This window comes from Baekduia sp. Peel2402 (genome assembly GCF_052567285.1).
Window position 1 is genome coordinate 4,734,827 of sequence record NZ_CP199582.1, and the last position, 25,282, is coordinate 4,760,108.

The 25,282-nt window shown below is 73.2% G+C and carries 22 protein-coding genes; 16 read left to right on the forward strand and 6 right to left on the reverse strand.

What is annotated here, in order from left to right:
* Positions 1-60: 60 nt before the first annotated feature.
* Complete coding sequence (locus ACT01A_RS23185) at positions 61-1,365, forward strand: hypothetical protein (protein WP_445149475.1); 1,305 nt, start codon at positions 61-63, stop codon at positions 1,363-1,365.
* On the opposite strand, the gene ACT01A_RS23190 is transcribed toward ACT01A_RS23185, so the two are convergent.
* From ACT01A_RS23190 to ftsH, 3 genes are all read right to left on the reverse strand, one after another.
* Positions 1,355-2,353 (reverse strand): hypothetical protein, encoded by a 999-nt coding sequence (locus ACT01A_RS23190; RefSeq protein ID WP_445149476.1) that lies wholly within the window; start codon positions 2,351-2,353, stop codon positions 1,355-1,357. The two genes, ACT01A_RS23185 and ACT01A_RS23190, sit on opposite strands and share 11 nt — an antisense overlap.
* 90 nt (positions 2,354-2,443) lie before the next feature.
* Entirely contained in the window at positions 2,444-7,222 is a 4,779-nt protein-coding gene (locus ACT01A_RS23195; RefSeq protein ID WP_445149477.1) for a hypothetical protein, read from the reverse strand.
* On the reverse strand, positions 7,219-9,108 hold the full coding sequence (gene ftsH, locus ACT01A_RS23200) for an ATP-dependent zinc metalloprotease FtsH (protein WP_445149478.1): 1,890 nt from the start codon (positions 9,106-9,108) through the stop codon (positions 7,219-7,221). The genes ACT01A_RS23195 and ftsH overlap by 4 nt, the downstream gene beginning before the upstream one ends.
* 264 nt (positions 9,109-9,372) lie before the next feature.
* Here ftsH and ACT01A_RS23205 point away from each other — a divergent pair, with 264 nt between their 5' ends.
* The 9 genes from ACT01A_RS23205 to ACT01A_RS23245 are packed head-to-tail and all read left to right on the forward strand — an operon-like array spanning position 9,373 to position 19,259.
* Complete coding sequence (locus ACT01A_RS23205; protein ID WP_445149479.1) at positions 9,373-10,317, forward strand: hypothetical protein; 945 nt, start codon at positions 9,373-9,375, stop codon at positions 10,315-10,317.
* Positions 10,318-10,363: 46 nt separating this feature from the next.
* Positions 10,364-10,714 (forward strand): hypothetical protein, encoded by a 351-nt coding sequence (locus ACT01A_RS23210; RefSeq protein ID WP_445149480.1) that lies wholly within the window; start codon positions 10,364-10,366, stop codon positions 10,712-10,714.
* On the forward strand, positions 10,711-11,595 hold the full coding sequence (locus tag ACT01A_RS23215) for an MBL fold metallo-hydrolase (RefSeq protein ID WP_445149481.1): 885 nt from the start codon (positions 10,711-10,713) through the stop codon (positions 11,593-11,595). The genes ACT01A_RS23210 and ACT01A_RS23215 overlap by 4 nt, the downstream gene beginning before the upstream one ends.
* A 22-nt stretch (positions 11,596-11,617) precedes the next feature.
* The gene (locus ACT01A_RS23220; protein ID WP_445149482.1) at positions 11,618-11,989 is read left to right on the forward strand and encodes a hypothetical protein; all 372 of its coding nucleotides are present in this window, start codon (positions 11,618-11,620) and stop codon (positions 11,987-11,989) included.
* Positions 11,990-12,001: 12 nt separating this feature from the next.
* Positions 12,002-12,772, forward strand: a complete 771-nt coding sequence (locus ACT01A_RS23225; RefSeq protein WP_445149483.1) for an AAA family ATPase — start codon at positions 12,002-12,004, stop codon at positions 12,770-12,772.
* Positions 12,773-12,784: 12 nt separating this feature from the next.
* Positions 12,785-13,195: a DUF3224 domain-containing protein gene (locus ACT01A_RS23230; protein ID WP_445149484.1), complete on the forward strand. Its 411-nt coding sequence runs from the start codon at positions 12,785-12,787 to the stop codon at positions 13,193-13,195.
* A gap of 54 nt (positions 13,196-13,249) precedes the next feature.
* Positions 13,250-16,015, forward strand: a complete 2,766-nt coding sequence (locus tag ACT01A_RS23235; RefSeq protein WP_445149485.1) for an ATP-binding protein — start codon at positions 13,250-13,252, stop codon at positions 16,013-16,015.
* Positions 16,012-17,094: a class I SAM-dependent methyltransferase gene (locus ACT01A_RS23240; protein ID WP_445149486.1), complete on the forward strand. Its 1,083-nt coding sequence runs from the start codon at positions 16,012-16,014 to the stop codon at positions 17,092-17,094. The genes ACT01A_RS23235 and ACT01A_RS23240 overlap by 4 nt, the downstream gene beginning before the upstream one ends.
* A complete protein-coding gene (locus ACT01A_RS23245; RefSeq protein WP_445149487.1) occupies positions 17,091-19,259 on the forward strand; it encodes an alpha/beta fold hydrolase in 2,169 nt (722 codons plus the stop codon). Before ACT01A_RS23240 ends, ACT01A_RS23245 begins: the two co-directional genes overlap by 4 nt.
* Positions 19,260-19,265: 6 nt before the next feature.
* Here the strand turns inward: ACT01A_RS23245 and ACT01A_RS23250 are convergent, their stop codons facing one another.
* Complete coding sequence (locus ACT01A_RS23250) at positions 19,266-20,420, reverse strand: zinc-binding dehydrogenase (RefSeq protein WP_445149488.1); 1,155 nt, start codon at positions 20,418-20,420, stop codon at positions 19,266-19,268.
* A gap of 80 nt (positions 20,421-20,500) precedes the next feature.
* Between ACT01A_RS23250 and ACT01A_RS23255 the strand changes: the two genes are divergently transcribed.
* Positions 20,501-21,268 carry a hypothetical protein gene (locus ACT01A_RS23255; RefSeq protein WP_445149489.1) on the forward strand — a complete coding sequence of 256 codons (768 nt, stop codon included), beginning with the start codon at positions 20,501-20,503 and terminating at the stop codon, positions 21,266-21,268.
* Positions 21,269-21,283: 15 nt separating this feature from the next.
* On the opposite strand, the gene ACT01A_RS23260 is transcribed toward ACT01A_RS23255, so the two are convergent.
* The gene (locus ACT01A_RS23260) at positions 21,284-21,853 is read right to left on the reverse strand and encodes a hypothetical protein (RefSeq protein ID WP_445149490.1); all 570 of its coding nucleotides are present in this window, start codon (positions 21,851-21,853) and stop codon (positions 21,284-21,286) included.
* Positions 21,854-21,875: 22 nt separating this feature from the next.
* Here ACT01A_RS23260 and ACT01A_RS23265 point away from each other — a divergent pair, with 22 nt between their 5' ends.
* Genes ACT01A_RS23265 through ACT01A_RS23275 form a run of 3 tightly spaced genes read left to right on the forward strand, consistent with a single transcriptional unit; the run spans position 21,876 to position 23,889 of the window.
* Positions 21,876-22,301: a limonene-1,2-epoxide hydrolase family protein gene (locus tag ACT01A_RS23265; RefSeq protein ID WP_445149491.1), complete on the forward strand. Its 426-nt coding sequence runs from the start codon at positions 21,876-21,878 to the stop codon at positions 22,299-22,301.
* A gap of 9 nt (positions 22,302-22,310) precedes the next feature.
* Positions 22,311-23,273 carry an NAD-dependent epimerase/dehydratase family protein gene (locus ACT01A_RS23270; protein ID WP_445149492.1) on the forward strand — a complete coding sequence of 321 codons (963 nt, stop codon included), beginning with the start codon at positions 22,311-22,313 and terminating at the stop codon, positions 23,271-23,273.
* A gap of 4 nt (positions 23,274-23,277) precedes the next feature.
* A complete protein-coding gene (locus ACT01A_RS23275; protein ID WP_445149493.1) occupies positions 23,278-23,889 on the forward strand; it encodes a class I SAM-dependent methyltransferase in 612 nt (203 codons plus the stop codon).
* Between the two features lie 53 nt (positions 23,890-23,942).
* On the opposite strand, the gene ACT01A_RS23280 is transcribed toward ACT01A_RS23275, so the two are convergent.
* The gene (locus tag ACT01A_RS23280; protein ID WP_445149494.1) at positions 23,943-24,362 is read right to left on the reverse strand and encodes a hypothetical protein; all 420 of its coding nucleotides are present in this window, start codon (positions 24,360-24,362) and stop codon (positions 23,943-23,945) included.
* A gap of 62 nt (positions 24,363-24,424) precedes the next feature.
* Between ACT01A_RS23280 and ACT01A_RS23285 the strand changes: the two genes are divergently transcribed.
* Together ACT01A_RS23285 and ACT01A_RS23290 are read left to right on the forward strand one after the other, a co-directional pair.
* Positions 24,425-24,580 carry a hypothetical protein gene (locus tag ACT01A_RS23285; RefSeq protein WP_445149495.1) on the forward strand — a complete coding sequence of 52 codons (156 nt, stop codon included), beginning with the start codon at positions 24,425-24,427 and terminating at the stop codon, positions 24,578-24,580.
* A gap of 5 nt (positions 24,581-24,585) precedes the next feature.
* Positions 24,586-25,248, forward strand: a complete 663-nt coding sequence (locus tag ACT01A_RS23290; RefSeq protein WP_445149496.1) for a class I SAM-dependent methyltransferase — start codon at positions 24,586-24,588, stop codon at positions 25,246-25,248.
* The last annotated feature ends 34 nt before the right edge of the window (positions 25,249-25,282 follow it).

Sequence of the window (25,282 nt, forward strand, 5' to 3'; positions counted from 1 at the left end):
TCGCTAGGCGCCGCATCGGCATCCGCGGCGCCGGTCAACGACCAGCTCGTCAATGCGACGGTGCTGCCGTCGCTCTCCAACCAGTCGTTCGCGGCGACGACGTTCGGCGCGAGCACGGAGGTCGGGGAGCCCGACCTGTACAACATCTTTCGCACGGTCTGGTTCCGCTGGACCCCGTCGGTCTCCGGCGGGACGTACCTGGCGGGTTGCCCGGCTGACGCTGACATCGAGGTCTACACCGGGAGCACGATTGGGACGCTCGACCGGGTCTCCGGTGGCGGTGCGAAGTGTGGTGGGGATGCGAAGTGGGTTGCGAAGGCGGGCGTGGCCTACAAGATCCGGGTCAACGCCAGGACGATCGCGGCGGGGAGTGCGGCGATGATCACGCTGAAGCAGGTGACGGCGACGCCCAACGCCGCCATGATCGAGACGCCGGCCGTCACGTCGCGCGCGGGCAAGTTGTACTTCAAGGAGACGACGGGCGCGGAGGGCGCGGCCATCGTGGACTGTGACGTCGACGGCAAGTCACAGTCCTGCTACGTCGAGGGCGATCACTTCGTCAGCGCGCTGCAGAGCGCCTTCAACCTGGCTGACGGCACGCACACCTTCCACGTCACGCTGCGCGACTTCTACGGCAACGTCGATCCGACGCCGCTCGCGTACACCTGGAAGGTGGACGCCACGTCGCCGGAGACGACGCTAGTCGGCCAGCCTGATCCGCTGTCGGGGACGCCGCTGTTGACGTTCGCCTCCAACGAGCCCGACTCGAGCTTCGAGTGCCGGCTGGACTCGTCGACGTGGGTGGCGTGCGGGTCGCCGTGGGCGATGAGCGTGGCGTTCGGGTCCCACATCGCCTCGGTGCGGGCGATCGACCCGGTCGGGAACGTCGACCAGACGTACGCGAGCGTCAACTGGACCCGCAAGGCGCCCGAGACGCCGAAGGCGCCCGTCGTGCCGGTCGTGAAGCCGGCGCCCGCCAAGACGCCGAGCGCCACCGGCCTGGGCTCGACGCCCGCGACCGGGACGACCGGGACGACGGGCGCCACCGGCGTCCAGTCGGGCGCCTGCTACGTCACGGTCTCGCGCCCGACGACGCTCACCCGTCGCCTCCTGCGCAACGGCATCCCGGTCCGGGTCTCCGCGCCGCGCGGCTGCCGTTGGACCGTGACGCTCCGGCGCGCCGGGTCGAACAAGGCATTGGCCTCGGTGACCGGTGTGGGCGGCGTCACGAAGGCGGCGCGGCTCAAGCCCTCGCGCCGCGCGGCGGGCAAGATCGCGATCCGCACGCGGCTGGAGCTCGTCGCGCAGGGGAAGGGGACGCCGGGCTCGTCGCGGACCGTCACCGCCCTCACCGTCAGGAGCTGAGGAGCACCGGAGTTCGGGCGCGGCGGACCGCGTAGGCCCCCGCCGTCGCGACGATCAGCAGCATCACGATGTTGTGCGTGTACTTGGGCACGGCCGCGGTCTCGCCGACGAGCGGGAAGTAGGTGAAGGCCAGGACGCCGCGGCTGATGACGGCGCCGGTGGCAAGGGCGGCGGCGTGCGCGATGGTCCATTCGCGAGTTCGAACGGTGTGGGCCAGGAGGGCGAGGCTTGCGGTGGTGATGAGCACCGCGCCCGCGACACCTAGCCAGGTCTCCGGCATGAGCGCGTGCGCGGAGGCAGCGAGGAAGGCGAGCGCTGCAACCGTGCGGAGGCGTGGGGCCTCGATGGGACGTGCTGGGCGAGGGCGCGGCGGGAGGCGCAGGGCACACATCACGAGCGCGACCACCACCGCGAGCGTCACCAGGACCTCGAGGAGCGTCCCGTGGTCGTCACCGCCGAGCGTGTCGGCGAGGATCGCGCCGGCCACGAGGAGCCAGCCCGCGCCGGCGGCGACGATCCCGCGCCGCCCCAGCCACGGCCGGTGCGCGATCCCGGGCCGCATCGCCTCGGCCACCGCCACCGGCGCGCCGAAGCTGTAGACCACGTGCCCGAGCACGAAGCCCTGTAAGAAGAACGCGCCCACGCCCAGCGGCGAGATGTAGGTGTCGCGCAACGACTTCTCCCAGCCCTTGACCTCGCCGTAGTTGTCGGCGAACAGCGACTGGTCGATCACGCCCGCCTGAAGCAGCCCGGCCGCCGTCATCAACATCAACATCGCAGGCCATCCTCGGCCCGTCCGGCGGGCGAGCTCGCGGATCAGGAGCGCGGGGCATCCGTAGAGCAGCGCGAAGAAGACGATGCTGAACAACAACTCGCCCGGGCGGCCGGTCGAGTCGTCGTAGGCGGCGAGGAGCTCGGCCCCGATCGGGCTGAGCACGAGCAGCGAGCCGATAGCGACCGCCCGGTCGCGCCTGGTCTGGGAACCCATGGCGCCAGCTTCGGCTCACCAACCGCAGCGCGCATCGGGCGCCGGTCGCTGAAGACCCCCGACTTCAGGAGGGGGCCAAGCCGACTTTGGTCAGCGGTCGCGCCCGACCGTCGCCCGCGCCGCCACCGCCGCGCCCGCGCGCCGCGCCCGCCCCGCGGCGACCCCGCCGCCCATCACCAACAAGAGCACCGCGGCACCGCCGCCCACCTCCCAAGCCATCGGCGACCGCGGGTGCGCATACGCGACCGCCGCGCTGTCGTTCTCGTAGGCGTACTCCTCGCGCCGTTGTTCCTGGTGTTGCATCGCCTGGAACGGCGACGCCTGCGGAGCCTGGACCTGCTGGACCTGCAACCCCTGGGGTGGTGCGGGTGGGGTCATGGGCGCCGGGGGCTTCGGGGCCGGGGCGACCGGCGGCTGCGCGTGGTCGGCAACCGGCGCCTGGACGGTCGGGGGCGGCGCCGGGATGTAGGTCGCGGGCGGCTGCGGCGCCGGCGCGGCGGCCGGCGTGTGGTGGTGGACTTGATGATGGTGATGCTGCGGGGCCGGGTGGTGGACCGGCGTGGGGCGCGGCGTCGGCGCGGGCTTGTCGGGGACCGGGGCCGGCTTGGTCTCCTCCTTGACCTTCGTGAAGGTCGGGAAGGCGCAGGTGCCGGGCGGGACAGGGTCGGCCTCGTAGTTGTCGCCGAGGTCGACGTCCTCGGCGGGGAAGACCCGGACGGGCTCGGCGACGCGGTGGCCGAGGGCGGTGGCGGTGACGGTCGTCGTCCCGAGGCCGATCGGGCAGAACCACCCGCGCGGATCGTCGACGACGTGGCCGGAGGCGTCGAGCAGGACCTGGAGGCGCCTGCCGTTCTTCGTCGGTGGCGCCACGCCGACCGCCACGAAGCGCGCGACCTGGGGATCGGACGACTCGAACGTGATGTCGGTCGGCACGACGGTCGTGCACGTGGCGATGAAGAACCGGCACGAGTCGATGAGGCTGCTGGTCGTGCCCGAGCTCGCCAGGCGTCGCGCGCCGCCGGCGTTGGCGTCGGTGGGCGGCAGCAGGAACCGGTTCGGGCTCGGGTCATAGCCGGTGACGAAGAGCGGTTGCGCCCAGCCCAGCGGCACCGAGCGCGAGCTCTGCCCTAACGACAGGCCGTCGAGGAGCGGCTCGCCGACGGTACTGACCGGTGCGACGCCGGTCGTGGCTTCGAAGTGGTCGACGACCACGTCGAGCATCAACAGCGCGGCGGTGACCTGGCGGGTCGCGTCGTCCTCGTCGATGCGTCCGGAGAAGAAGGTCTGCGCCGGCGAGTAACCGAGCGTCGAGGACTGCAGCAACGGCAGCGGCGCCGATCCGGTGGCCGCGGCGGCGAAGCTCTGTGACAGCACGCCGCCGAAATGGCGGTCGCTGGGGTCATCGACGCCCGCGGTCGCCACGTACGCCGACGCGTGGCCCGCGAGCAGCGCGATCTCCGTGTCGGCATCGGCGGCGGGCGTCATGCCCTGGCTGTCGTCCAGCGGGACGCTGCCGACGACGATCGAGGGGACGCCGATGCCGCGCCCCTGCTCCATCGCGTCGCGGATCCAGCGCGCCTGCTCACCGTCGGGCCCGCCCGCGAGCCGGCCCGCGGCGTTGTCGATGGCGATGACGCGCACGGTCCCGGCCGCCGCGCGGACGTCGAAGGCGAACGTGCTCCGGCCGGCGCCGCCAGCGGTCGCTTCGGGCTGCGGGGCGCGCGAGAGGTCGATGCCGGCCGGGGCGTCACCGCTGCCCTGAGGGGCGGGCGCGGAGCGGAACCCCTCACCGAAGGCGGCCGCGCCGCCGCCGGGGAGATCGCCCGGACCGGGCAGGACGTAGGTCGGCACGTCCGCGCCCTGCGTCAGCTCGCGGTAGCGGCGCGCGCCGCCGACGTCGAGCGGGTCGCCGCCCAACGACGCGCGCCCGCCGCCGATCAGCAGCGCCGCGGGCCCCGCTCCGCCGGCCGCCATCGCCCGGACGCGGGCGATCGCGGACCGCAAGTGGGTGTCCGGTGAGTAGCCCTGACCCGCCGCCGCGCCGCAGCGGTCCAGGCACGCCGGATGGCCGCCGATCGCCAGGCGCACCGAGCCAGGCGGCGGAGGCGTCTCGGCGGCTTCGGCGGGCGGGGCGGTCGCCGGCGACGCGACGACCGTGCCGCGCTCCAGCCGCCGCACCGAGGCGTCGGCGCCGAGCGTCGGCGCGTTGGTCGCCTCGTCCGGGTTGGTGTAGTACGGCGGGCTTGGCGCGGGGTCGGACACGCCGCCGAGCAGGAGCCCGTTGCCGTCGCCGTCGACCAGGATGGCGCGGGTGTTGGGCGTCAGCCCGGGCAGGTCGCGACCGCCGGACTGCTGGAAGCTCGTGCGATCGAGGTCGACCCAGCCGTCGGCGGTCTCGCGCAGCGTGACGGCGCCGACCGGGGACGGGGCGAAGGGCACCGGCTCGTGACGCTCGCGGTGCTTGGGGTCGTTCGACGGGTGCAGGTCGTCCTCGTCGGGCTGCAACGGCTCGGGCAGCGGCGTCGCTTCGGGCGTGGCGGAGACGATCGCGCGGACGGCGCCGCCGGCGTCCCGGTAGGCGGCCAACGCGAACGGGAACAGCTCCAGCGGCGCGCCGGTCGCCCGCCAGGACGACGTCGCGCGGTCACGGGCGAAGCGACCGTCGACGATGACGCCACCACCCTCGACGGTGGCGACCTGGCTCACGGCCGTGGGCAGGCCCGCCGCGTGCATGCGGGTAGGGAGGTCGTCGTCTCGGGTGTAGCTGTCGCCTTCGCCGGACGGCTGCCCGCGGTAGAGCCCGTCGGTCGTGGCCAGCAGCGGGGTGCGGCCGTCGAACGCGACGCCGGTGATGTCGGTGTGGTCGGGCGCCGACTGCGGCAGGAACTGGATGGTCCAGCTCTTGCCGTCGCCGCGCACGATCAGCCCGTCGCGTCCGACGGCGACGCAGTCCAGCGGATCGGACGGCGTGCAGGCGATCGCCAGGACCGTCGCCTGGACCGGGAGCGCGTCGAAGTTGACGCCGCGCTGCGGCGGCTCCGACGTCCCCTCGAAGCCGTTGACGACGCCGACCGGGTCGGCGTCGAGCGTGGCGAGCAGACCGGCCGCGCCGCCTGCGATCAGCAGGTTCGGCCGCGGCCAGATGAGCACGCGCGGCGACGCTGAGCGGTCGTGCGCGCGAATGGCGTACAAGGGGATGTTCGTGTAGGCCCAGCCGCTGCCCGGCGTGTAGAGCATCGTCCCGGACCCGCGCGCCAGGGCGAGGACGCGCCCGTCGCCGTTCGGGGCGGTCGCGCCGGCGATGATCGAGTCGCCCTGTAGCGGGATCTGCTCCGGGGCCGGCGGGGCGGCGGCGCCGCGGACGATCGCGCCGAAGGCGAGCGTCCCGCCGGTGAAGCCGGTGCCGTCGGCGGCGAAGGCGATCGCCTGCGTGGTCGAGCTGCCGTCCTCGCCGATGCCGTCGCGCAGGACGAACGCGTCGCCGTCCAGCGCCGCGTATCCGCCCTGGCGCTGGGCGTCGCGGACGCGTGCGTCGGCGGCGACGCCGCGGTCGACGGGGGCGCTGATCTGGCGGGTCCCGAACTTCGCGTCGGCCGTCGCGGGCGTGGCGACCGATCGGTAGCCGTGGTCGCCGTGAGCGAAGGTGAAGCCGAGCGGGTGGTCGCAGAGCGGGGCGGTGGTCGCATCGTCGTCGTCCGGGAGGTCGCACCAGCGGCCGTCAACGGTGAGCACCACCGCGCCCGGCGTGGTGGTCGATCCGGGATCGGTCCCGCTGGGCGCGGTCGTCGAGCCAGGGTCCGTCGTGGAGCCGGGAGCGGTCGTCGAACCCGGGTCGGTCGTCGAGCCGGGCGTCGACGTGGAGCCCGGCGTGGTGGTGCTGCCGCCGGCCGGCGCCGCGGCGACCTTCAGGTGCTCGGTCAGGTCGACCGGCGCGGTCGCCCCGGACGGCGTGACCCGCAGATCGATCCAGAGCCCGTCGGCCGTGACCGTGAGCGGGTCGGCGGGCGGTGCGGAGACCTCGACCTTCGCGATCCCGGTGGGCGGTCCGCCGGCGCGCAGGAGCGCGTCGTCGGTGAGCGGCACGAGCACCCAGCGCGGGGCGGTCGGCGTCGGCGTCGCGCCCGCGTCGCCCGGGACGCGCCGCAGCAGGACGACGCGGTCGCCGGACGTCCCCAGCAGCCACGCCCGGTCCGGGCCGGCGGCGGCCAACGCCACCGGGTGGACCGGGTCGGTCAGTGCCGGCGCGTCGATGTCCTCGCGGTGCCAGCCGTCGGCGTCCAGCCGCAGGACGGCGCGCGCGATGCCGTCGTCGGTCGTCGGCGCCACGAAGGTGGCGGCGTCCTCGCCGCCGATCGCGGCCAGGAGCGCACGGGCCTTCGCGAGCGTCGCATCACCTACAAGATGCTCGTCGGCCGGCAGCACCGCCGCCGTCGGATCGGGCGCGCGCAGGAAGCCCGAGCCGGGCGCGCGCGTCAGCAGCGTCGCCGGCTGCTCGGGATGCGCGGGATCGGCCAGCAGGATCGCGCCGTGGCCGTCGGCGGTCAGCTCGGCCGCGTGCTCCGGCGCGGCGTCACCGCCGACCGGGCGGCCGGCCGCCGGCAAGGGCGCCGCCGTCCAGGCGCCAGCGTCACCCGGGGTGCGCTGGAGCACGACGGTGTCGTCGTCGTCGCGGCCGAGCGCCCAGGCGCGGTTGCCCTGGGCCGTCGTCTCGATCCCGAACGGGACGAGCACGCGCGCCGCGCCGGGGACCTCCGGCCGGGTCGACCAGGTCGCGGGCGCGCCGGGGGCGCCGCCGGTCTGGGCGAAGGCGAGCGTCAGCCCGGCGGTCAGGGCCGCCGTCGTCGCGCCGAGTGCCAGCCGGCCCTTCACCGATCCGCGGGCCCGCCGTGGTCGGGGCCAGACCCGTTCGGCGCCGCGCGCACGGCCGCGAGGTGGCCGGCCAGCTGGACGTCGGCCAGCGTCTCGTGGGCGACCAGGTCGTCGGCGATCGCCTGCACCACCGGCCAGTTGGCCGACAGCGTCTTGGCGGCGCGCGTCTCGGCCTCCTCGACGATCTCGCGCGTCTCGGCGTCGATGCGCTCCAGCGTGCCGGGGCCGACCCCGCCGAGCTCCTGCAGCGACGCCCCGAGGAAGACCTCGGCGCTGTGCTCGCCGATCGTGACCGGGCCGAGCGAGGACATCCCGAACGACGTGACCATCGACCGCGCGAGCTGCGTCGCGGTGTGCAGGTCGTCGTTGACCGCGGTGGAGACCTCACCGAACGCGATGCGCTCCGCGGCGGCCCCGGCCATCGTGACCGCGAGCTGGCGCTCGAGGTCCGAGCGGCGCAGGACGGTCCGGTCGCGGTCGAGCATCAACGTGGTGGCGCGCCCGAGGCGCCGGCCGCGCGAGACGATCGACAGCTGATGCAGCTGGGCGCCGTCGCCGTGGGCCGCGGCCACGACCGCGTGGGCCGCCTCGTGGACGGCGATCGTCTCCAGCTCGTCGGGGCCGAGCACGTGCGTGTCGTTGCGCGGTCCGCCGACCACGCGCTGGATCGCCTCGTCGAGGTCGTCCACGCCGATCGCCGCCTGCCCGGCGCGCGCGCTGAGCAGCGCGGCCTCGTTGACGACGTTCTCCAGCTCGGCGCCCGTGAAGCCCGGGCAGCGGCGCGCGATCTCGGCCGGCGTCACGTCGGCCTCGCACGGCCGGCCCTTGAGGTAGAGCGACAGGATCTGGGCGCGGCCGTCGGCGTCGGGCGCGTCGACGGTGACCTGGCGGTCGAAGCGACCCGGGCGCAGGAGCGCGGGGTCCAGGATGTCCGGCCGGTTGGTGGCGGCCAGGACGATCAGCCCGCGGCCGGCGTCGAAGCCGTCCATCTCGACCAGCAGCTGGTTGAGCGTCTGCTCGCGTTCGTCGTTGCCCTGCCCGACGCCCGCGCCGCGCTTGCGGCCGACGGCGTCGAGCTCGTCGATGAACACGATTGCGGGCGCCGCCGCGCGCGCCTTGGCGAACAGGTCGCGGATGCGCGCCGCGCCGACGCCGACCAGCGACTCGACGAACTCCGCGCCGGAGACCGAGAAGAACGCGGCGTGCGCCTCGCCCGCGGTCGCGCGGGCCAGCAGCGTCTTGCCCGTGCCGGGCGGGCCGACGAGCAGCGCGCCCTTGGGCGGCCGGGCGCCGAGCGCGCTGTAGCGCTCGGGGAAGCGCAGCAGGTCGCACAGCTCCTGGAGCTCGGCGACCGCGGCAGGCGCGCCGGCGACGTCGGCGAACGACGGACCGCCCGTGCTCCCGGGCCCGAGCTTGGAGCGGCGCCCGGCCCAGCGGCTGAACGCGCCCATCCCGCCCGCGTCGGCCTGCTGGCTGACGCGCATGAACAGCGCGAACAGCGACGCGAGGATCAGGATCGGCAGCAGCACCTGGACGATCAGGCGCTTGGCCTGCTTGCCGCTTTGGGCGTCGATGACGACCGACGCGCCCTTGCGGTCGAGCTGGGTCAGCAGCTGATCCTGCAGGCCGCCGGTGGCGGGGAAGCTGGTCCACGCCTCGGCACCGGCGCGGTCGGTGATCAGGAGGCGATGGTCGTAGTCCAGCTGGACGGCGTTGCGAACCTCACCGGCCGCGGCCTTGCGCTGCACGGTCGTGTAGGGCAGCTCCGTCCCGTTGCTGCGCGGCTGCGTGGAGCCGAGCATCACCAGGAAGACGATGAGCAGCACCAACGCCAACGCGGCGAACAGCGCCGCGAGGGGATCGACGGACAGGCGGGGCAGGCGCAAGCGGAGATCCGATCTGAGAAGGGGGCGGAAGCGAGGGGAGAGGTTCGCGCACGTCACCGGACTGGATGAAGCGAACGCAGTAGTCACTCCGCGCGCGAGAATAAGTTGCGCGACGGCCGGATCCTGTGACGAACCCGCGCCCGAGGTTCATCAAGGATTAACGCGCGCGCGGTGGTCGGTGCGGAAGGTGGCCAGGCTGCGGTCGGGGATGTCCTGGCCATCGGTCCAGGCGGCGCGACGCGACGCCAGGAGTAGCGTGCGGCCATGAAGATCTCCTACGCGAACGTGGTTGCGACGATGGCGCTGGTCTTCGCGATCGGCGGCACCGCGTTTGCGGCGTCCGGCTCCGGCTCGTCGGCGCCGGCCACGCTGAAGCTCTGCGCGGCCAAGAAGGACGGCGGTCTGCGGCTGCTGTCGAGCGGCGGCGGATGCAAGACGAGCGAGCGATCGGTGGTCGTCGACCGCGAGGGGATCAAGGGCGCGACGGGCGCCACCGGCCCGACGGGTCCCGCTGGCCCGGCGGGCGCAAACGGCGCGGCGGGCGCGCAGGGCGAGCGTGGTTCGCAAGGCGAGCGCGGCTCCCAGGGCGAGCGTGGTCCGGCCGGACCCGGCACGACCCTCACCAGCCCGGACGGGCGCTTCAGCGTGGCCGCCACCAACAGCGGGATCGTCATGGCCGGCCCCAAGGGCTCGGCGACGTTCGACGGCGAGGCGCTGACGACCACCGGGAACCTCACGGTCACCGTCCCGCTGAACTTCGCGTTCACCGCGGGCGTGAACGCGTCGTGGACGGTCGGCGCGAACTTCCAGCAGGACGTGGGCGCGAGCTTCTCCCAGAACGTGGGCGCCACGTTCAGCCAGAGCATCGGCGGCGCGCTCAGCCAGGCCGTGGGCACCAACTTCACGCAGGACGTCGGCGGGGCGGCCAGCCAGAGCGTCGGCACCACGTTCGGCCAGACCGTCGGCGGCGCGTTCAACCAGTCCATCGGCGGCAACGCCGTGCAGCAGTTCGGCGGCGATCTCAAGTCGGCCATCAACGGCGCGTACGCCCTGACCGCCAAGGCGATCACCCAGAAGTCCACCACCACCTTCGGCCAGACGAGCACCGGCGCGATGACGATGAACGCGGCCAGCATGACCCAGACCGCGTCGCCCGGGTGCTGGAAGGCCCAGGGCGGCAACTACTCGATGAACCTCTGCACGCCGTGATCGCCGGGCGGGGATAAAACCAACGTGTAGGGGTATGGCCGACCCAATGAACCGCACTTCCATCGCGTCGATCCTCGTTCTCCCGGTGCTCGCCCTCTCGGCGTGCGGGGGCGGCGGCAACAGCGACGAGGACAAGGTCCGCGACGTCGTGACCGAGAGCGGGAAGACGCCGTCGAAGCTCTGCGACAACCTCGCCGCGGCGCCGCTGAAGCAGATCGGCGGCAAGGACAAGTGCCTGGAGGCTGCCAAGGGGCAGAAGGGCACCGACGTGAAGATCGACTCCGTGACCGTCAACGGCGACAAGGCGACGGTGAAGGGCGGCGGGGGCGGCTCCAGCTCGGGCGAGATCAAGCTCGTCAAGGAAGACGGCGACTGGAAGATCACGCTGGAGTCGTGATACTCCGCGCCGTGTCGGGCGCGGACGATCTGCAGGCGATGGCCGAGCTGGAGCGGGAGACGGTCGAGCTGCCGCCCGGCCTCGACATCCGTTGGCTCGGCGTCTCCGGCTACCGCATCGCCTACGACGACGTCTCGCTGTTCATCGACCCCTACGTGTCGCGCGTGCCGCTGCGCTCGTTGCTGCTGCGCCGGACCGCGCTGCCCGACCCGGAGACGATCGCGCGCTACGGGCAGGCGCCCGGCGAGGTCGTCGGCGTCCTGGTCGGCCACACGCACTTCGATCACGCCGTCGACGCGCCCGCGCTAGCGCGCGTGCACAACACCAAGGCCTATGGGTCGGCCTCGCTGGTGCACCTGATGCGCTTGCATGGCCTACAAGAACAAGCCGTCGAGGTCGCCACCCACCGCCGCTATGAGCTCGGCCCGTTCGTCGTTACCTTCATCCCGAGCCGCCACTCCAAGCTGCTGTTCGGCCGCAAGGTCCCGATGGACGGACCGCTTACGTGCGACCACCTCGACGGCCTCGCCCCGGGCGCGTACAAGTGCGGTGCGGTCTACGGGATCCGGATCGAGGTCGCCGGCCTCTCCATCTACCACCAGGGCAGCGCCGACCTCCTCGACGCCGAACTGCAACACCAACCGGTGGACATCTTCCTCGCAGGCGTCGCCGGCCGCCAGGTCACGCCCCGCTACTGGGAGCGCGTGCTGCCCAAGCTCGACCCGCGCCTGATCATCCCGACGCACTACGACAACTTCTTCTCCCCGCTCGGCGCCGAAGCCGACATGGTGCGCAAGGTCGACCTCGCCGGCGTCCCCGACGAGATCCACCGCGTGTCGGGCGCCGCCCGAGTCGCCGCGCTGCCGCGCATCGACGCCTGACGTCTGGGTACGCCAGTCCTCCGTGCGCACCCTCTCGACGCGAAGCGTGCTCGTCGCCGCGCTGCTGGTCAGCGGCGTGCTGATCTTCGCCGACGTGGGCACGCTCGCCGTCGGCGGGTTCGCCGTCACGGTCGGGCTCCTGCTGGCCATCGGCTTCCACGAGCGCCGCCTGACCGCCGCGCTCTGGGCGTTCGTGCTGGTCGGCAGCGCCGTGGTCGCCGACGCGCTCTGGCAGGCCAACTGGGAGCCGTTCAACCGCTCCGACGACTATGAGGCGATCCCGCAGACGCCGTTCGTGCTGATCGGGGTGCCGATCCCGATGGTCGTCATCCTGCTCGGCGTGGCGGTGGCGCGCATCGCGAACCGCCCCGCTGACGACGACCGCGCGTCGTAGGCTGACCGGCGCATGAGCTCGTCGCGCGATCGCCGCTCGTTCGGCCGCGGCCCATACCTCCTCGGCGTCGCTCGCACCGAGGAGCCGTGGCCGGAGGGCTTCCCCTTTGACGTCCCCGCCGTCGCCGCGCTGCCTCAGCTGCGCTTCGACGCGCCGGTCACGCTGCTGGCCGGCGAGAACGGGACCGGCAAGTCCACCATCATCGAGGCGCTCGCCGCTTCGATCGGCTTCGCGCCCGAGGGCGGCGAGCTCGAGCGCTCCGGCGACCTGCCCGCCGGCCGCCCACGCCCGGTCCTCGACGGCACGCTTGAACCCGACCTCTCCCACCACAAGCCCCGCAGCGGCTACTTCCTGCGCGCCGAGAGCTTCTTCAACGTCGCCGCGTTCATCGGCAGCGACCACGAGCACGCGCCCGACATATCGCTCTACGGCGGCCGCCAGCTGCACGAGCAGTCCCACGGCCAGTCGTTCCTCGCGCTGGCCTCCAACCGCTTCGCCGGCGAGTCGATCTACGTCCTGGACGAGCCCGAGGCCGCGCTCTCGGCCACGAGCTGCCTCGCGCTGCTCAGCATCATCGCCCGCGCCACCCAGGCGGGCGCCCAGTTCATCATCGCCACCCACTCGCCGATCCTGCTCGCCTGCCCCGGCGCGCGGATCTACGAGCTGGACGACGACGGCGCCGCCGAGTGCTCCTACGACGCGCTCGACGCCGTCCGCCTGATGCGCGGCTTCCTCGACGCGCCCGACCGCTACCTGCGCGCCACGCTGGACGACCTCGCGTAGGATCGCCCGCCGATGCCGCACGCCGAGGCCACGTTCACCGTCAGCGATTTCACCCCCGCCGCCGTGGAGCCGCCCGGCGAGCCGATCGTCACCGCGCTGCCCGTTGGCGTCACGACCATGGTGAAGTCCTACAGCGGCGCGATCGAGGGGCGTTCGACGACGATCTTCACGTCGGCGTTCGACCCGGCCAGCGGCGTCGGGACCTACGTCGCGCTGGAGTCCTTCGAGGGCACCGTCGACGGCTATGCCGGCAGCTTCAACTTCATCCACACCGCCTCGACCTCCGGCGCCGACCGCGTCGGCGAGCACTTCGAGATCGTCCCCGCCTCGGGCACCGGCGACCTCGCGACCATCGCCGGAACCGGCTCGATCGCCATCGACGCCGACCGCACGCACCACCTGATCCTGGACTATCGGCTGTAGCGCCAGCCGTACCGGCAAGCGCCTGTCGCGGGCGTACGATCGGCCGCGACCGCCATGTTCTTCGGCCGCGCCCAGGAGCTGTCCCGGATCGACCAGACGCTGGCCGCGGCCCGTCTGGGCACCAGCGGCGTGCTCGTCCTCTCCGGCGAGCCGGGGATCGGCAAGACCGCGCTCCTGGACCAGGCCGTCGCCCGCGCGACCGCGCAGGACATGGCCGTGCTGCGCGCTCGCGGCGTCCAGCAGGAGGCCGACGTCCCGTTCGCGGGCCTGCTCAGCCTGCTGCGGCCGATCGCCCAGCACCTCGACGCGCTGCCCGACCCGCAGGCCCGCGCGCTGAAGGTCGCGCTCGCGCTGGAGACCGGCGGCGACGCGTCCGGCGACCGCTTCGCCATCGGCGCCGCCACCCTGGGCCTGATCGCGCTCGCCGCCGAGCAGCGCGCCCACCTGCTCGTCGTCGACGACGCCCAGTGGCTGGACGACGCCTCGCTGCACGCGATCGCCTTCGCCGCCCGGCGCCTGCTCGCCGACCAGATCGCGCTGCTGATCGCGACGCGCCCCGGAGCGCTGGCGGACGACAGCTCGCTCGCGACCCTCCGCCTCGAGGGCCTGGACCGCGACGCCTCACGCGCGATGCTCGAACACCGCGCCGGCCGCGCGCTGCCTCCGGGCGCCGCCGACCGCACCTACGAGCGCACCGCCGGGAACCCGCTCGCGCTCGCGGAGCTGGCGGACGTCGCACCCGAGCTCGGCGCCGCGGCGCCCGGCCCCGCGCTGCCGGTCGAGACGAGCGTCGAGCGGGCCTTCGCCCAGCGCATCGCCGCGCTCCCAGAACCCGTCCGCGACCTGCTCGCGCTCGCCGCCGCCGAGGCCACGGGCGACATGGAGGCCTTGCATGCGGCGGCAGCCACGCTCGGCCTGACGTGGGACGACCTGGACGACACCACCGCCGGGGTCGTGACCCCGAGCACCAACGCCATTGCCTTCGTCCACCCGCTGGCCGCTGCTGCCGCCTACCGCGCCGCCACGCCCGCGACCCGTCGCGCCTCCCATCGCGCGCTGGCCGTGGCCGTCGCGGATCCCGACCGGCGCGCGTGGCACCTCGCGGCTGCCGCGACGGGGCCGGACGCGGACGCCGCGGCCGCGCTGGACGCCGCCGGCGAGCGCGCCCGCGCACGCAGCGCCTATGCGGCCGCCGCCTCCGCACACGAGCGCGCCGCGCGCCTGACCGCGCAGACCGCCGAGCGTCGCACCCGCCTGCTCGCCGCCGCCGACGCCGCCTGGCTCGCCGGCCAGGGCGAGCGCGCCGACCGCCTGTTGCAGGACGCCGACCCGGCGCACCGCGACCCGGCCGTCGCCCACCAGCGCGGCCACGCCGCCCTGCGCGCGGGTCGGGTGGATGAGGCCTACAACCTGCTCACCGCCGCCGCCGAGCACCACCCGGACCACGCCGTCGTCCTCCTGACCAACGCCGTCGACGCCGCCGTCTGGGCGGCGCGGCCGGCCGCGATGCTGACTGCCGCGCAGCAGGCCCACGCCGCGCTGCCGCCGCACGCCACCGACCACGACGCCTTCCTCGCCAACCTCGCGCTCGGCATGGCCTACATCTACAACGGCCGCGGCGAGGACGGCGCCGCGCTGGTCCGCGTCGCCATCGCCATCCTCGAAGACTCCGACGTCCTCAACAACGACCCACGGCTGCTGGCCTCCGCCGCGTTCGGCCCGTTGTGGCTGCGCGAGCGCAGCGCCTCCCGCCGCCTCATCGCCCGCGCGATCGACATCGGGCGGGCCCAAGGCGCCGTCGGCGCGCTGCCGTTCGCGCTCTGGCTGGCCGCACGCGACGCCGCCACCAGCGACCGTCCGGCGGTCGCCCGCGCGCTTTACGAGGAGGCGATCCGCCTCGCGCGTGAGACCGGCCAGGCGACCGCGCTGGCCGCCGCGCTCTCCGGCATCGCCTGCGTCGAGGCCCGCCAGGGCGATGAGGTCGCCGCGCGCGAGCACGCGGGCGAGGCGCTCGCGCTCTCCGGGCGCCTCGGCCTCGGCTTCTTCCGCCTCTGGGCGCTCGACGCGCTCGCCGAGCTGGAGCTGGGCCTCGGCCACCTCGACGCCGCGCTCGCGCGCCTGACCGAGAAGGAGCGCGTCCTGGCCGAGCGCGGGATCGCCGACCCCGACGTCTCACCCGCGCCCGAGTTGGTGGAGGCCTTGGTCCGCGCCGATCGCGCCACGGAGGCCGCGCAGCGCCTCGGGCCGTTCGAGCAGCACGCGCGCGACAAGGGCCAGCCGTGGGCGCTGGCCCGCGCCGCGCGCGCCCGCGGAATTGTTGATGGTGATGACGACGCGTTCGCCGAGGCGCTCGAGCACCACGAGCGCACGCCCGATCGCTTCGAGGAGGCGCGCACGCGCCTGTGTCGCGGCGAGGCGCGGCGCCGCGCGCGCCGCCGGGTTGACGCGCGCGACGACCTGCGCCGCGCGTTGGAGCTGTTCGACGAGCTCGGCGCCGCGCCGTGGGCCGAGCGCGCCCGCAGCGAGCTGGAGGCGACGGGGGAGACCGCGCGCCGCCGCGACCCGAGCACGATCGACCAGCTCACGCCGCGCGAGCTACAGGTCGCGCTCGTGCTGGCTGAGGGCGCGACGACGCGCGAGGCCGCGGCCAAGCTGTTCCTCAGCCCCAAGACGGTGGACTACCACCTGCGCCACGTCTACCGCAAGCTCGGGATCTCCGACCGTGCGGCGCTGGCGGAAGCGGTGGCGCCGGATCCGGACGAATCCCAGGAGGGGGTCCTGATGCGAGGCCCGGACCCCGCGCCTACGGTCGCGCCATGACCACCACCACCTCACCCAACGCGCCGCTTGACGAGGCCAAGGTCGGCGCGTTCGTCGGCCAGGCGCTCACCGAGCTCGGCGCGACGCTCAACGCGGCGCTCGTCGTCATCGGCGACCGCCTCGGCCTGTACAAGGCGATGGCCGACGGCCAGCCCGTGACCGCGGCCGCGCTGGCCGAGCGCACGTCGACCGACGAGCGCCACGTGCGCGAGTGGCTCAACGCCCAGGCCGCCGGCGGGTACGTCACCTACAACTCGGAGAACGAGACCTACACGTTGCCGCCCGAGCACGCCTTCGTGCTCGCCGACGAGAGCAGCCCGTACTTCCTGCCGGGCGCCTTCGAGCTGATGGCCGGTGCCGTCCGCGACGAGCCGCGGATCACCGAGTCCTTCCGAAGCGGGGCCGGCGTCGGCTGGCACGAGCACGGCGAGGGCGTCTTCCACGGCTGCGAGCGCTTCTTCCGGCCCGGCTACCAGCACAACCTGGTGCAGTCGTGGCTCCCGGCGCTCGACGGCGTCGCCGACAAGCTCAACGCGGGGATCCGCGTCGCCGACGTCGGCTGCGGCCACGGCGCTTCGACGCTGATCATGGCCCAGGCCTTCCCGAACTCCGAGTTCGTCGGCTTCGACTACCACGCGGAGTCGATCGAGCAGGCGACCGCGCGGGCGCGCGCGGCGGGGCTGAGCGACCGCGTGCGCTTCGAGGTCGCGCCCGCCCAGGGCATCCCGGGCGGCACGTACGACCTCGTCTGCACGTTCGACTGCCTGCACGACATGGGCGACCCGGTCGGCGCCGCGCGCGAGATCCGGCGCGCGCTGGCCGACGACGGCACGTGGCTGATCGTCGAGCCGTTCGCGGGCGACACGGTCCAGGACAACCTCAACCCGGTCGGGCGCATCTACTACGGCGCCTCCACGCTGCTCTGCACGCCGGCGTCGTTGTCGCAGGACGTCGGTTTGGCGCTTGGCGCGCAGGCGGGCGAGGCGCGGCTGCGCGACGTCGTGACCGCGGGCGGGTTCTCGCGCTTCCGGCGCGCGACCGAAACGCCCTTCAACCTGGTGCTGGAGGCGCGCCCGTGACGGCAGCGCCGACGGCGGCGACCGACCAGCGCGCGCGGGAGCAGTCCCGCGCGCGTTACCCGGACGCCACCGGCTTCGTGGAGGACGCCGACGGCGTCCGCGTCTTCTACGAGGTGTACGGGAACGGCCCGCGGACGCTGTTGCTGCTGCCGACGTGGTCGATCATCCACTCGCGCCTCTGGAAGGCGCAGATCCCCTACCTGTCGCGCCACTTCCGCGTCGTGACGTTCGACGGGCGCGGCAACGGCCGCTCGGACCGCCCGCAAGGCCCCGAGCACTACGGCGTCGACCACTTCGTCGCCGACGCGCTGGCCGTGATGGACGCGACCGCGACCGAGCGCGCGGTGCTGATCGGGATCTCGTGCGGTGCGCTGTGGGGCTCGGTGCTGGCCGCCGACCACCCGGAGCGCGTCGAGGCGTTCGCCGTGATCGGTCCGGCGACGCCGCTGGCGCCCGGCCACGCGGAGCGCACGGCGTTCAGCGACCGCTTCGAGGAGCGGCTGGATCGCAACGACGGCTGGGCACGGTACAACCGCTACAACATGCAAGAGGACTATCTGGGGTTCTTGGAGTTCTTCTTCTCCCAGATGTTCAACGAGCCGCACTCGACCAAGCAGATCGAGGACTGCGTCGGCTGGGGACTGGAGTCTGACGGCGCGACGATCGCCGACACGATGTCGGCGCTCAACCTCTGCCGCAGCGAGGCGTTCGCCGACATCGCGGCGCGGATCGCCTGCCCTGTCCTGGTCATCCACGGCGACCGCGACCTGATCCGTCCGCTTGCCCAAGGCGCGGCCTTGGCCGAGGCGACCGGCGGCGAGTTGGTGGTGATGGAGGGCTCCGGCCACGGGCCGCACGCGCGCGACCCGGTCAAGGTGAACCTGCTGCTGCGGGAGTTCGCCGCGCGCGGGATGGCGCCGGCGTCGAGCGGCCCGCGCCCGCCGCGCACCTGGGCCCGCGCCCGGGCGCGCCGGCGCCGCGCGTTGTTCGTGTCCTCGCCGATCGGCCTCGGCCACGCGCGGCGCGACGTGGCGATCGCGCGCGAGCTGCGCGTGTTGCACCCCGACCTGGAGATCGACTGGCTTGCGCAGGACCCGGTCACGCGCGTGCTGGCCGCCGAGGGCGAGCGGATCCACCCGGCCAGCGCGCTGCTGGCCGGCGAGTCGGCGCACATGGAGAGCGAGTCCGGCGAGCACGACCTGCACTGCTTCCACGCCTTCCGCCGCATGGACGAGATCTTGGTCGCCAACTTCATGGTCTTCGACGAGGTCGCGCGCGAGGGCGACTACGACCTCTGGATCGGCGACGAGGCCTGGGACGTCGACCACTTCCTGCACGAGAACCCGGAGCTCAAGCGCGCCGCCTACGTCTGGCTGACCGACTTCGTGGGGTGGTTGCCCGTCGAGGACGAGGGCGCGCTGACCAGCGACTACAACGCCGAGATGATCGAGCAGATCGACCGCGCGCCGCGCGTGCGCGACCGGGCGCTGTTCGTCGGCAACCCCGAGGACGTGGTGCCCGCGCGCTTCGGCTCCGACCTGCCGGAGATCCGCGCGTGGACCGAGAAGCACTATGACTTCCCGGGGTACGTGACGGGCTTTGACCCGGCGGCGCTCGGCGACCGCGACAAGTTGCGCGCCGCGCTCGGCTACCGCGAGGACGAGCAGGTGTGCCTCGTGACCGTCGGCGGCTCCGGCGTCGGCGGCGCCCTGCTGGCGCGGGTGATCGCCGCGTTCCCGGAGGCCAAGGCGCGCGTGCCGGACCTGCGGATGATCGTGGTCGCCGGGCCGCGGATCGACCCGGCGGCGTTCGGCGTAGATGATGTGGATGGGCTGGAGGTCCGCGCCTACGTCCACGACCTCTACCAGCACCTGGCGGCCTGCGACCTGGCCGTCGTCCAGGGTGGGCTGACGACCGCGATGGAGCTGACCGCCAACAAGCGCCCGTTCCTGTGCTTCCCCTTGAAGCACCACTTCGAGCAGAGCTTCCACGTCCGCCACCGGCTGGAGCGCTACGGGGGCGGGCGGTACATGTCCTATGACGACGATGGCCCGGCGGAGATCGCGCGGGCGATCGCCGAGGAGATCGGCCGCGAGGTCGTCTGCCGCGACGTCGAGACCGACGGCGCGGCGCGGGCGGCGGCCGCGATCGGCGAGCTGTTGTAGGCCTCGCTAGGCGCGCGCGGGCAGCCGCGGGTCCACGAGGATCTTCGCCTGCGCCTCGGGGTCGCCGAGCGCGGTGAACGCGTCGGCGACGCCGTCCAGGCCGACCGTCGAGGTGACCATCGGCCGCGGGTCCATCTTGCCCTCGGCCAGCAGGTGCAAGGTGTCGCGGAACTCGAGCGGGGTGTAGGCCAACACGAACCGCAGGTCGATCTCCTTGTTGATGGCCATGAACGGCGTGAAGTGATCGGTGCCCACGCAGACGCCGACGACGACCACGCGCGACATGATCGGCGCGGCGTCGACGATCGACTCGATGATGCCCGGCACGCCGACGCACTCGAAGATCACGGGGCGCTTGGGCATCGCGCCGAGCTTCTCGCCCAGCCGCCACAGGTGCCACCAGCCGACCGGCAGCTTGCCGAGCTTCTCACGCGTCCCCATCAACAACTCGAACGCGTCGCGCGAGTTCGTGAGGTGCCCCCAGCGCTCGGCGCCTTCGAAGGGCGATCCGACGGCCGGGTCGATCACGACGTCGGCGCCGCAGCGGGTCGCCAGCGCGCGGCGGCCGGGGGAGAAGTCCGACGCCACCACGGTCGCGACGCCGCGCGCCTTGAGCGCCAGGATCACGCCGAGGCCGACCGGCCCGCAGCCGATCACGATCGCCACGTCCTTCTTCTTGACCTCGCCGCGCCGGACCGCGTGCCACGCGACGGCCATCGGCTCGGTCATCGCCGCGACGTCGGCGGGCAGGCCGTTGGGCACCGCCATCATCATCGGCTCTTGGACGATGACCTGCTCGGCGTAGGCGCCGTCAGCGTGCGGCGAGAGGCCGATCGGGTCCACGTCATCCCCATTGCGAACGATCGGGACCGCCACGACCGGCGTCCCGGTCGGCAGCTCCTGCTTGCACTTGGGGCCGTACTCGGCGACCGCTCCCGAGAACTCGTGGCCGAAGACAAGGCCATCGCCTTGACGTGCCAGGCGCGCGTAGCCGATCTTCGCGCCGAGGTCGGCCCAGTCGTCCATGCCCGTGCGCGCGTGGAGGTCCGACCCGCAGATCCCGCAGCGCAGCACCTCCAGCCGCACCTGCCCGCGGCCCAGCGGAACCTCCGGCCGATCCTCGACGGTGAGCTTCTCGTGACGGCAGACGACGGCGCGCATGGAAGGCACCGTACGTGAGATTTACCGAAGACGTGCCTCAAGCTCAGCCCAGATTTAGGTCGGTGTCCCACAGTGCCCGCATGCGTTCACGCCGTTTGCCCGGCGCACTGTTGTGCGTCGCCTCCACGTCCGCCCTTGCCTTGGGTCTCTCCGCCTGCGGTGGTGACGACGGCGGCTCCGGCAAGTCGGCCACCGACGCCGCGACCGGCATCACGGTCACCGTCGCCGATGACCAGGTCAAGGTCAAGCGCTCAGCGAAGTCGACCTCCGGCACCGGCGGCACGTCGGGCACGGTCTCCTGCACCGACAACTACGCCAAGCTCGCCAAGGCCAGCGCGATCCCGGCGCCGAGCACGTCCTGGTACGCGACGACGCTGATCGACTGGCCGGCCACGAACAAGGAGACGACGGCGCACCTGTCGCACTCGCTGAAGGGCGACCCGCAGCTCTGCGTCCTGCAGACCGCGGACTCCAGCGCGTCGGCCGTCATCTACTTCTCCACCAACATCAAGAACGCGGTCACCAAGCTCCAGACCGACAGCTCGCGCCAGCAGCAGGCCGCGCAGGCGACCGCCGCGCTTCAGGCCGGCGCGCAGGCCGCGGTCGGCACGGTCTCCAAGAAGGCGTTCGCGAGTGCCGACGACCTCGTCGCCGCGATCACCGCGCAGGGCCTCTACGCCAAGAAGGCCGCGACGCAGGCCGACGTCACCGAGGCCGGCACGGTGTACGTGATCGTCGACAAGACCACCAAGACGACCGCGACGCTCGGGCTCATGGACACCAAGAAGGTCGTCCACCTCGCCACGCAGGGCGTCTCGGGCAGCCCGAAGATCACGACCGCGAAGTAGCGCCGCCCGCCGCCGCTAGGCGCCGGCGTCCATCGCCGCCGCGATCCGCGCGAGGTTGTCGTCCCAGACCTCTTGCGGCGTCGGCGGCAGGACGTCGTTCCAGATCTCGGCGAAGCTCGTCGCCATCTGGGTGAAGCCGGCGGGGCGCGCGATGAACCACCAGTGCAGGTGCTCGGCGCCCTCGCCCCAGCGCCCGATGTGGACGCGCCCGATGTTCCCGACGCTCAGCACCGCGCGCTCGACGCGACCGAGCATGACGCCCATCTCGCGCAGCAGGTCGTCGTCCATCGTCGCGGGGTTGTCGACGTGCACGCGCGGCTCGAGCACGATCACGATCGGCAGCCCGCCGGGCGGCATCGCCAACAGCCGCCACGTCTCATCGGTCCAGAAGTAGTCGTCGTCGGGCTTCCCGCACGCCGTGCAGTCGACGCCGCCCTCGCCGTCGCGGACGATCTCCTCGCCCGGCGCGCGCAGGACCTTCGGCGCGATCTCGCCGGTGAACGGCCACGAGTCCCACTCGTCGACCGGCGGGACCTGGAGGTGGGCGGCGGCGCGAGCGTGCAGCTCTTGCGGGGTCTCGGGCATCGATCGGGGATGCTATGCGCCTATGACCGATGCCGACATCGTCCGCGCGTTCCTCGAGGCCTTGCAGGACGGCGACCTCGATGCCGCGATGGCCCTGCTCACCGAGGACGCCGTCTGGATCAACGTGTCCTTGCCCGCCGTGCGCGGCAAGCGGGCGATCGAGAAGATCTGCCGCTGGTCGCTGAACCAGGGCGGCGGCTTCAAGGTGCACTTCCACGGGATCGCCGACGCCGGCGACGGCGTCGTCCTGACCGACCGCGCCGACGCGCTCAGCATGGGCAAGTTCGAACAGCGCTTCTGGGTCTACGGTCGCTTCGAGCTGCGCGACGGCCGCATCGCCGTCTGGCGCGACGCCTTCGACTGGCGCGACATCACCGCGTCGCTGGTCCGTGGCGCGGCCGCGATCGCGCTGCCGTCGCTCAACCGCGCCTGGCCACCGCGGCGGTAGCCTCGCGCCATGCGGATCCTCGTCACCGGGAGTTCGGGCCACCTCGGCGAGGCGCTGATGCGGACGTTGCCGGACGCGGTCGGGCTCGACGTGTTGGAGGGCGAGTTCACGACCATCGTCGGCGACGTCGCCGATCGTGAGGTCGTGCGGGCGGCGATGAAGGGGGTGGACGCGGTAGTGCACGCGGCGACGCTGCACAAGCCACACGTCGGGTCGCACACGCGGCAGGACTTCGTCGACACCAACGTCACAGGCACGCTGAACCTGCTCGAGGAGGCCGTGGCGGCCGGCGTGTCGCGGTTTGTGTTCACGTCGACGACGAGCGCGTTCGGACGGGCGTTGACGCCGGGGGATCGTCAGCCGGCGGCGTGGATCACCGAGGACGTCGTGCCGATCCCGCGCAACGTGTACGGGGTGACCAAGACCTCGGCGGAAGGGCTCTGCGAGCTGGTCGCGCGCGACCACGGGCTGCCGGTGCTGATCCTGCGGACGTCGCGCTTCTTCCCAGAGGCCGACGACCGCGACGAGGTTCGCAATGCCTATGACGACACCAACCTGAAGGTCAACGAGCTGCTCTACCGGCGGGTGGATCTCCAGGACGCGGTCGATGCGCATCTGCTTGCTCTTGACCGTGCGCCCGAGCTCGGCTTCGACCGCTTCATCATCTCGGCGACGACGCCGTTCGCACGCGCGGACGCCGACGAGCTGCAGCGCGACGCGCCCGCGGTGGTCGCGCGGTACGTGCCGGAGCATGTCGAGGTGTATGAGAACCGCGGCTGGCGGATGCTGCCGAAGATCGAGCGCGTGTACGACAACGCCCGCGCGCGGGAGCGGCTCGGCTGGGCGCCGCGCTGGGACTTCGCCTACGCGGTCGAGCAGGTGGCCAACGGCGCTGAGCCCCGCAGCGATCTGCACCGCGCGGTCGGCGCGAAGGGCTACCACGCGCAGCCGACCGGGATCTACACGCGATGACGCCGTGAGCGCGACCTGCGAGCACCCGCTCTTCGCCCGCGCCTGGACGTCGGTCCTGGGTCGCAACGCGATGGGGTGGAGCGACCGCGCCGACCTGGTCGACGGCCTCCACGGGCGCGTGCTGGAGGTCGGCGCGGGCGACGGCCTGAACTTCGAGCACTACGGCGACGGTGTGACCGAGGTCGTCGCCGTCGAGCCCGAGCCGCACCTGCGCGCGGCGGCCGTCGCGCGCGACATCCAGCGGATCACGGTCGTCGAGGGCGTCGCCGAGACGCTGCCGCTCGAAGATGCCAGCGTCGACGCCGTCGTCGCCTGCCTCGTGCTCTGCACGGTCGGCTCGCAGGCCGCCGCGCTGGCCGAGATCGCCCGCGTCCTGCGCCCCGGCGGCGAGCTGCGCTTCTACGAGCACGTCGCGGCGACCGGCACGCTCGGCCGCGCCACCCAGCGCGCGCTCGACGGCTCCGGCCTCTGGCCGCGCTTGGCCGGCGGCTGCCACCTGACGCGCGACACCGAGTCCGCGATCCGCGCCGCGGGCTTCACGCTGCCCGACGGCGACCTGCGCCACTTCCGCGTGAGCCTCGTCCCGCACGTCGCGGGCCGGGCGCTCAGGGCGTGAGCGCGAGATCCGGGTCGCCTAATGGTTGTATGCCAACCATTAGGCGACCCGGATCACCGGTGGTCGAGCGTTGTCGGGTCGAAGAGGCGCAGGACCTCGTAGGCCGGGGCGGACGGAGGCGCGGGCGCCGCGCGCCGCGGCCGGCGCATCCGCGGGCGGCGCGGCGTGTGGAAGAGCGCGATGCGGTCGGGGTCGTCGAGCCACTCCAGGTGCTCGATCTCGGTCGGCGCGAAGCTGCGCGTCGGCAGGTCGCGGCGCCAGGCGACGGCGTCGTCCAGCCGCTCCGCGCGAGCCGTGAACGCCGCGGTCGCCTCCGCGTCCAGGACGCGGTCCTCGCGGTACCAGCGCATCGGCGCGCGCCAGCCGTGCGGGTTGGGGGAGAGCGCGTCGGGGGCGCCGAGCAGGGTGACGATCAGCGTGTCGGTCCACGCCCGCTGGCGCTTGAGATCTGAGGCGCGGATCAACCGGTCCACGCCGACAGAGGCTAGGCCGTGCCGCGTGCGTTCCGTGATCGCACGGCGATACGGTGCCGACCATGACGACGTCCGAGCACCCGCTCTGCCCGACCTGCGGCCTACCGACCAACGAGGGCCTGGCCGACGGCGCCACGGTGTACGAGTGCGCCAATGAGGCGTGCCCGGAGTTCGGACAGGTTGTCGCGCGCGCAGACGACCTGAACAAGGACGACTAGACGCCATGGCCGAGCGCGACGAGGCCGCCTTCGAGCGCCTTTCCGCCGACCGCCTCGCCGCCGACGCGCTGGCCGCGGGCGACCCGACCGGCTGGTTCGAGCCGCTCTACGCCAACGCGGACGCGGCAGGTGCCGCACCGCCGTGGCACATCGACGAGGCGCGGCCGCTGCTCGTGGACTGGGCGACCGAGCAGGACCTCCGCGGTGACGGCAAGACCGCCGCGGTCGTCGGCGCCGGCCTCGGCTCCGATGCGGAGTACCTGGCCGACCTCGGCTTCGACACGCTCGGCTTCGACGTCTCGCCGACCGCGGTGCGCCTGGCCAACGAGCGCTCCACGCACGCCAACGCGCGCTATGAGGTCGGCGACCTCTTCGCTCTGCCGCCGCAGTGGCGGGGCGCCTTCGACCTCGTCGTCGAGATCTGGACGGTCCAAGCGCTCCCGCTCGACGTCCGCGCCGCGTCCATCGAAGCGATCACCTCGCTGGTGAAGCCCGGCGGCCGGCTGTTGGCCATCGCCTGGGCTCGAACCGATGAGGACGCGCCCCTCCGAGCCGATCCGCCCTGGCCGCTGACCCGCACCGAATTCGACCTCTTTGGTGCGCCACCACTGAAAACGGTCAAGATCCATCCCGTCGAGGATTTCCTCCGCGGGGAGTTCGCCCGCTGACGGCACCGATGAGTTCGATGTCGAAGCCTCGTCC

Excerpts from the sequence above, each read along its gene's own strand:
- ACT01A_RS23190 (WP_445149476.1), bottom strand. The coding sequence starts at position 2,353 with ATGGGTTCCCAGACCAGGCGCGACCGGGCGGTCGCTATCGGCTCGCTG.
- ACT01A_RS23205 (WP_445149479.1), top strand. The coding sequence starts at position 9,373 with ATGAAGATCTCCTACGCGAACGTGGTTGCGACGATGGCGCTGGTCTTC.
- ACT01A_RS23210 (WP_445149480.1), top strand. The coding sequence starts at position 10,364 with ATGAACCGCACTTCCATCGCGTCGATCCTCGTTCTCCCGGTGCTCGCC.
- ACT01A_RS23225 (WP_445149483.1), top strand. The coding sequence starts at position 12,002 with ATGAGCTCGTCGCGCGATCGCCGCTCGTTCGGCCGCGGCCCATACCTC.
- ACT01A_RS23230 (WP_445149484.1), top strand. The coding sequence starts at position 12,785 with ATGCCGCACGCCGAGGCCACGTTCACCGTCAGCGATTTCACCCCCGCC.
- ACT01A_RS23235 (WP_445149485.1), top strand. The coding sequence starts at position 13,250 with ATGTTCTTCGGCCGCGCCCAGGAGCTGTCCCGGATCGACCAGACGCTG.
- ACT01A_RS23240 (WP_445149486.1), top strand. The coding sequence starts at position 16,012 with ATGACCACCACCACCTCACCCAACGCGCCGCTTGACGAGGCCAAGGTC.
- ACT01A_RS23250 (WP_445149488.1), bottom strand. The coding sequence starts at position 20,420 with ATGCGCGCCGTCGTCTGCCGTCACGAGAAGCTCACCGTCGAGGATCGG.
- ACT01A_RS23255 (WP_445149489.1), top strand. The coding sequence starts at position 20,501 with ATGCGTTCACGCCGTTTGCCCGGCGCACTGTTGTGCGTCGCCTCCACG.
- ACT01A_RS23260 (WP_445149490.1), bottom strand. The coding sequence starts at position 21,853 with ATGCCCGAGACCCCGCAAGAGCTGCACGCTCGCGCCGCCGCCCACCTC.
- ACT01A_RS23265 (WP_445149491.1), top strand. The coding sequence starts at position 21,876 with ATGACCGATGCCGACATCGTCCGCGCGTTCCTCGAGGCCTTGCAGGAC.
- ACT01A_RS23270 (WP_445149492.1), top strand. The coding sequence starts at position 22,311 with ATGCGGATCCTCGTCACCGGGAGTTCGGGCCACCTCGGCGAGGCGCTG.
- ACT01A_RS23285 (WP_445149495.1), top strand. The coding sequence starts at position 24,425 with ATGACGACGTCCGAGCACCCGCTCTGCCCGACCTGCGGCCTACCGACC.
- ACT01A_RS23290 (WP_445149496.1), top strand. The coding sequence starts at position 24,586 with ATGGCCGAGCGCGACGAGGCCGCCTTCGAGCGCCTTTCCGCCGACCGC.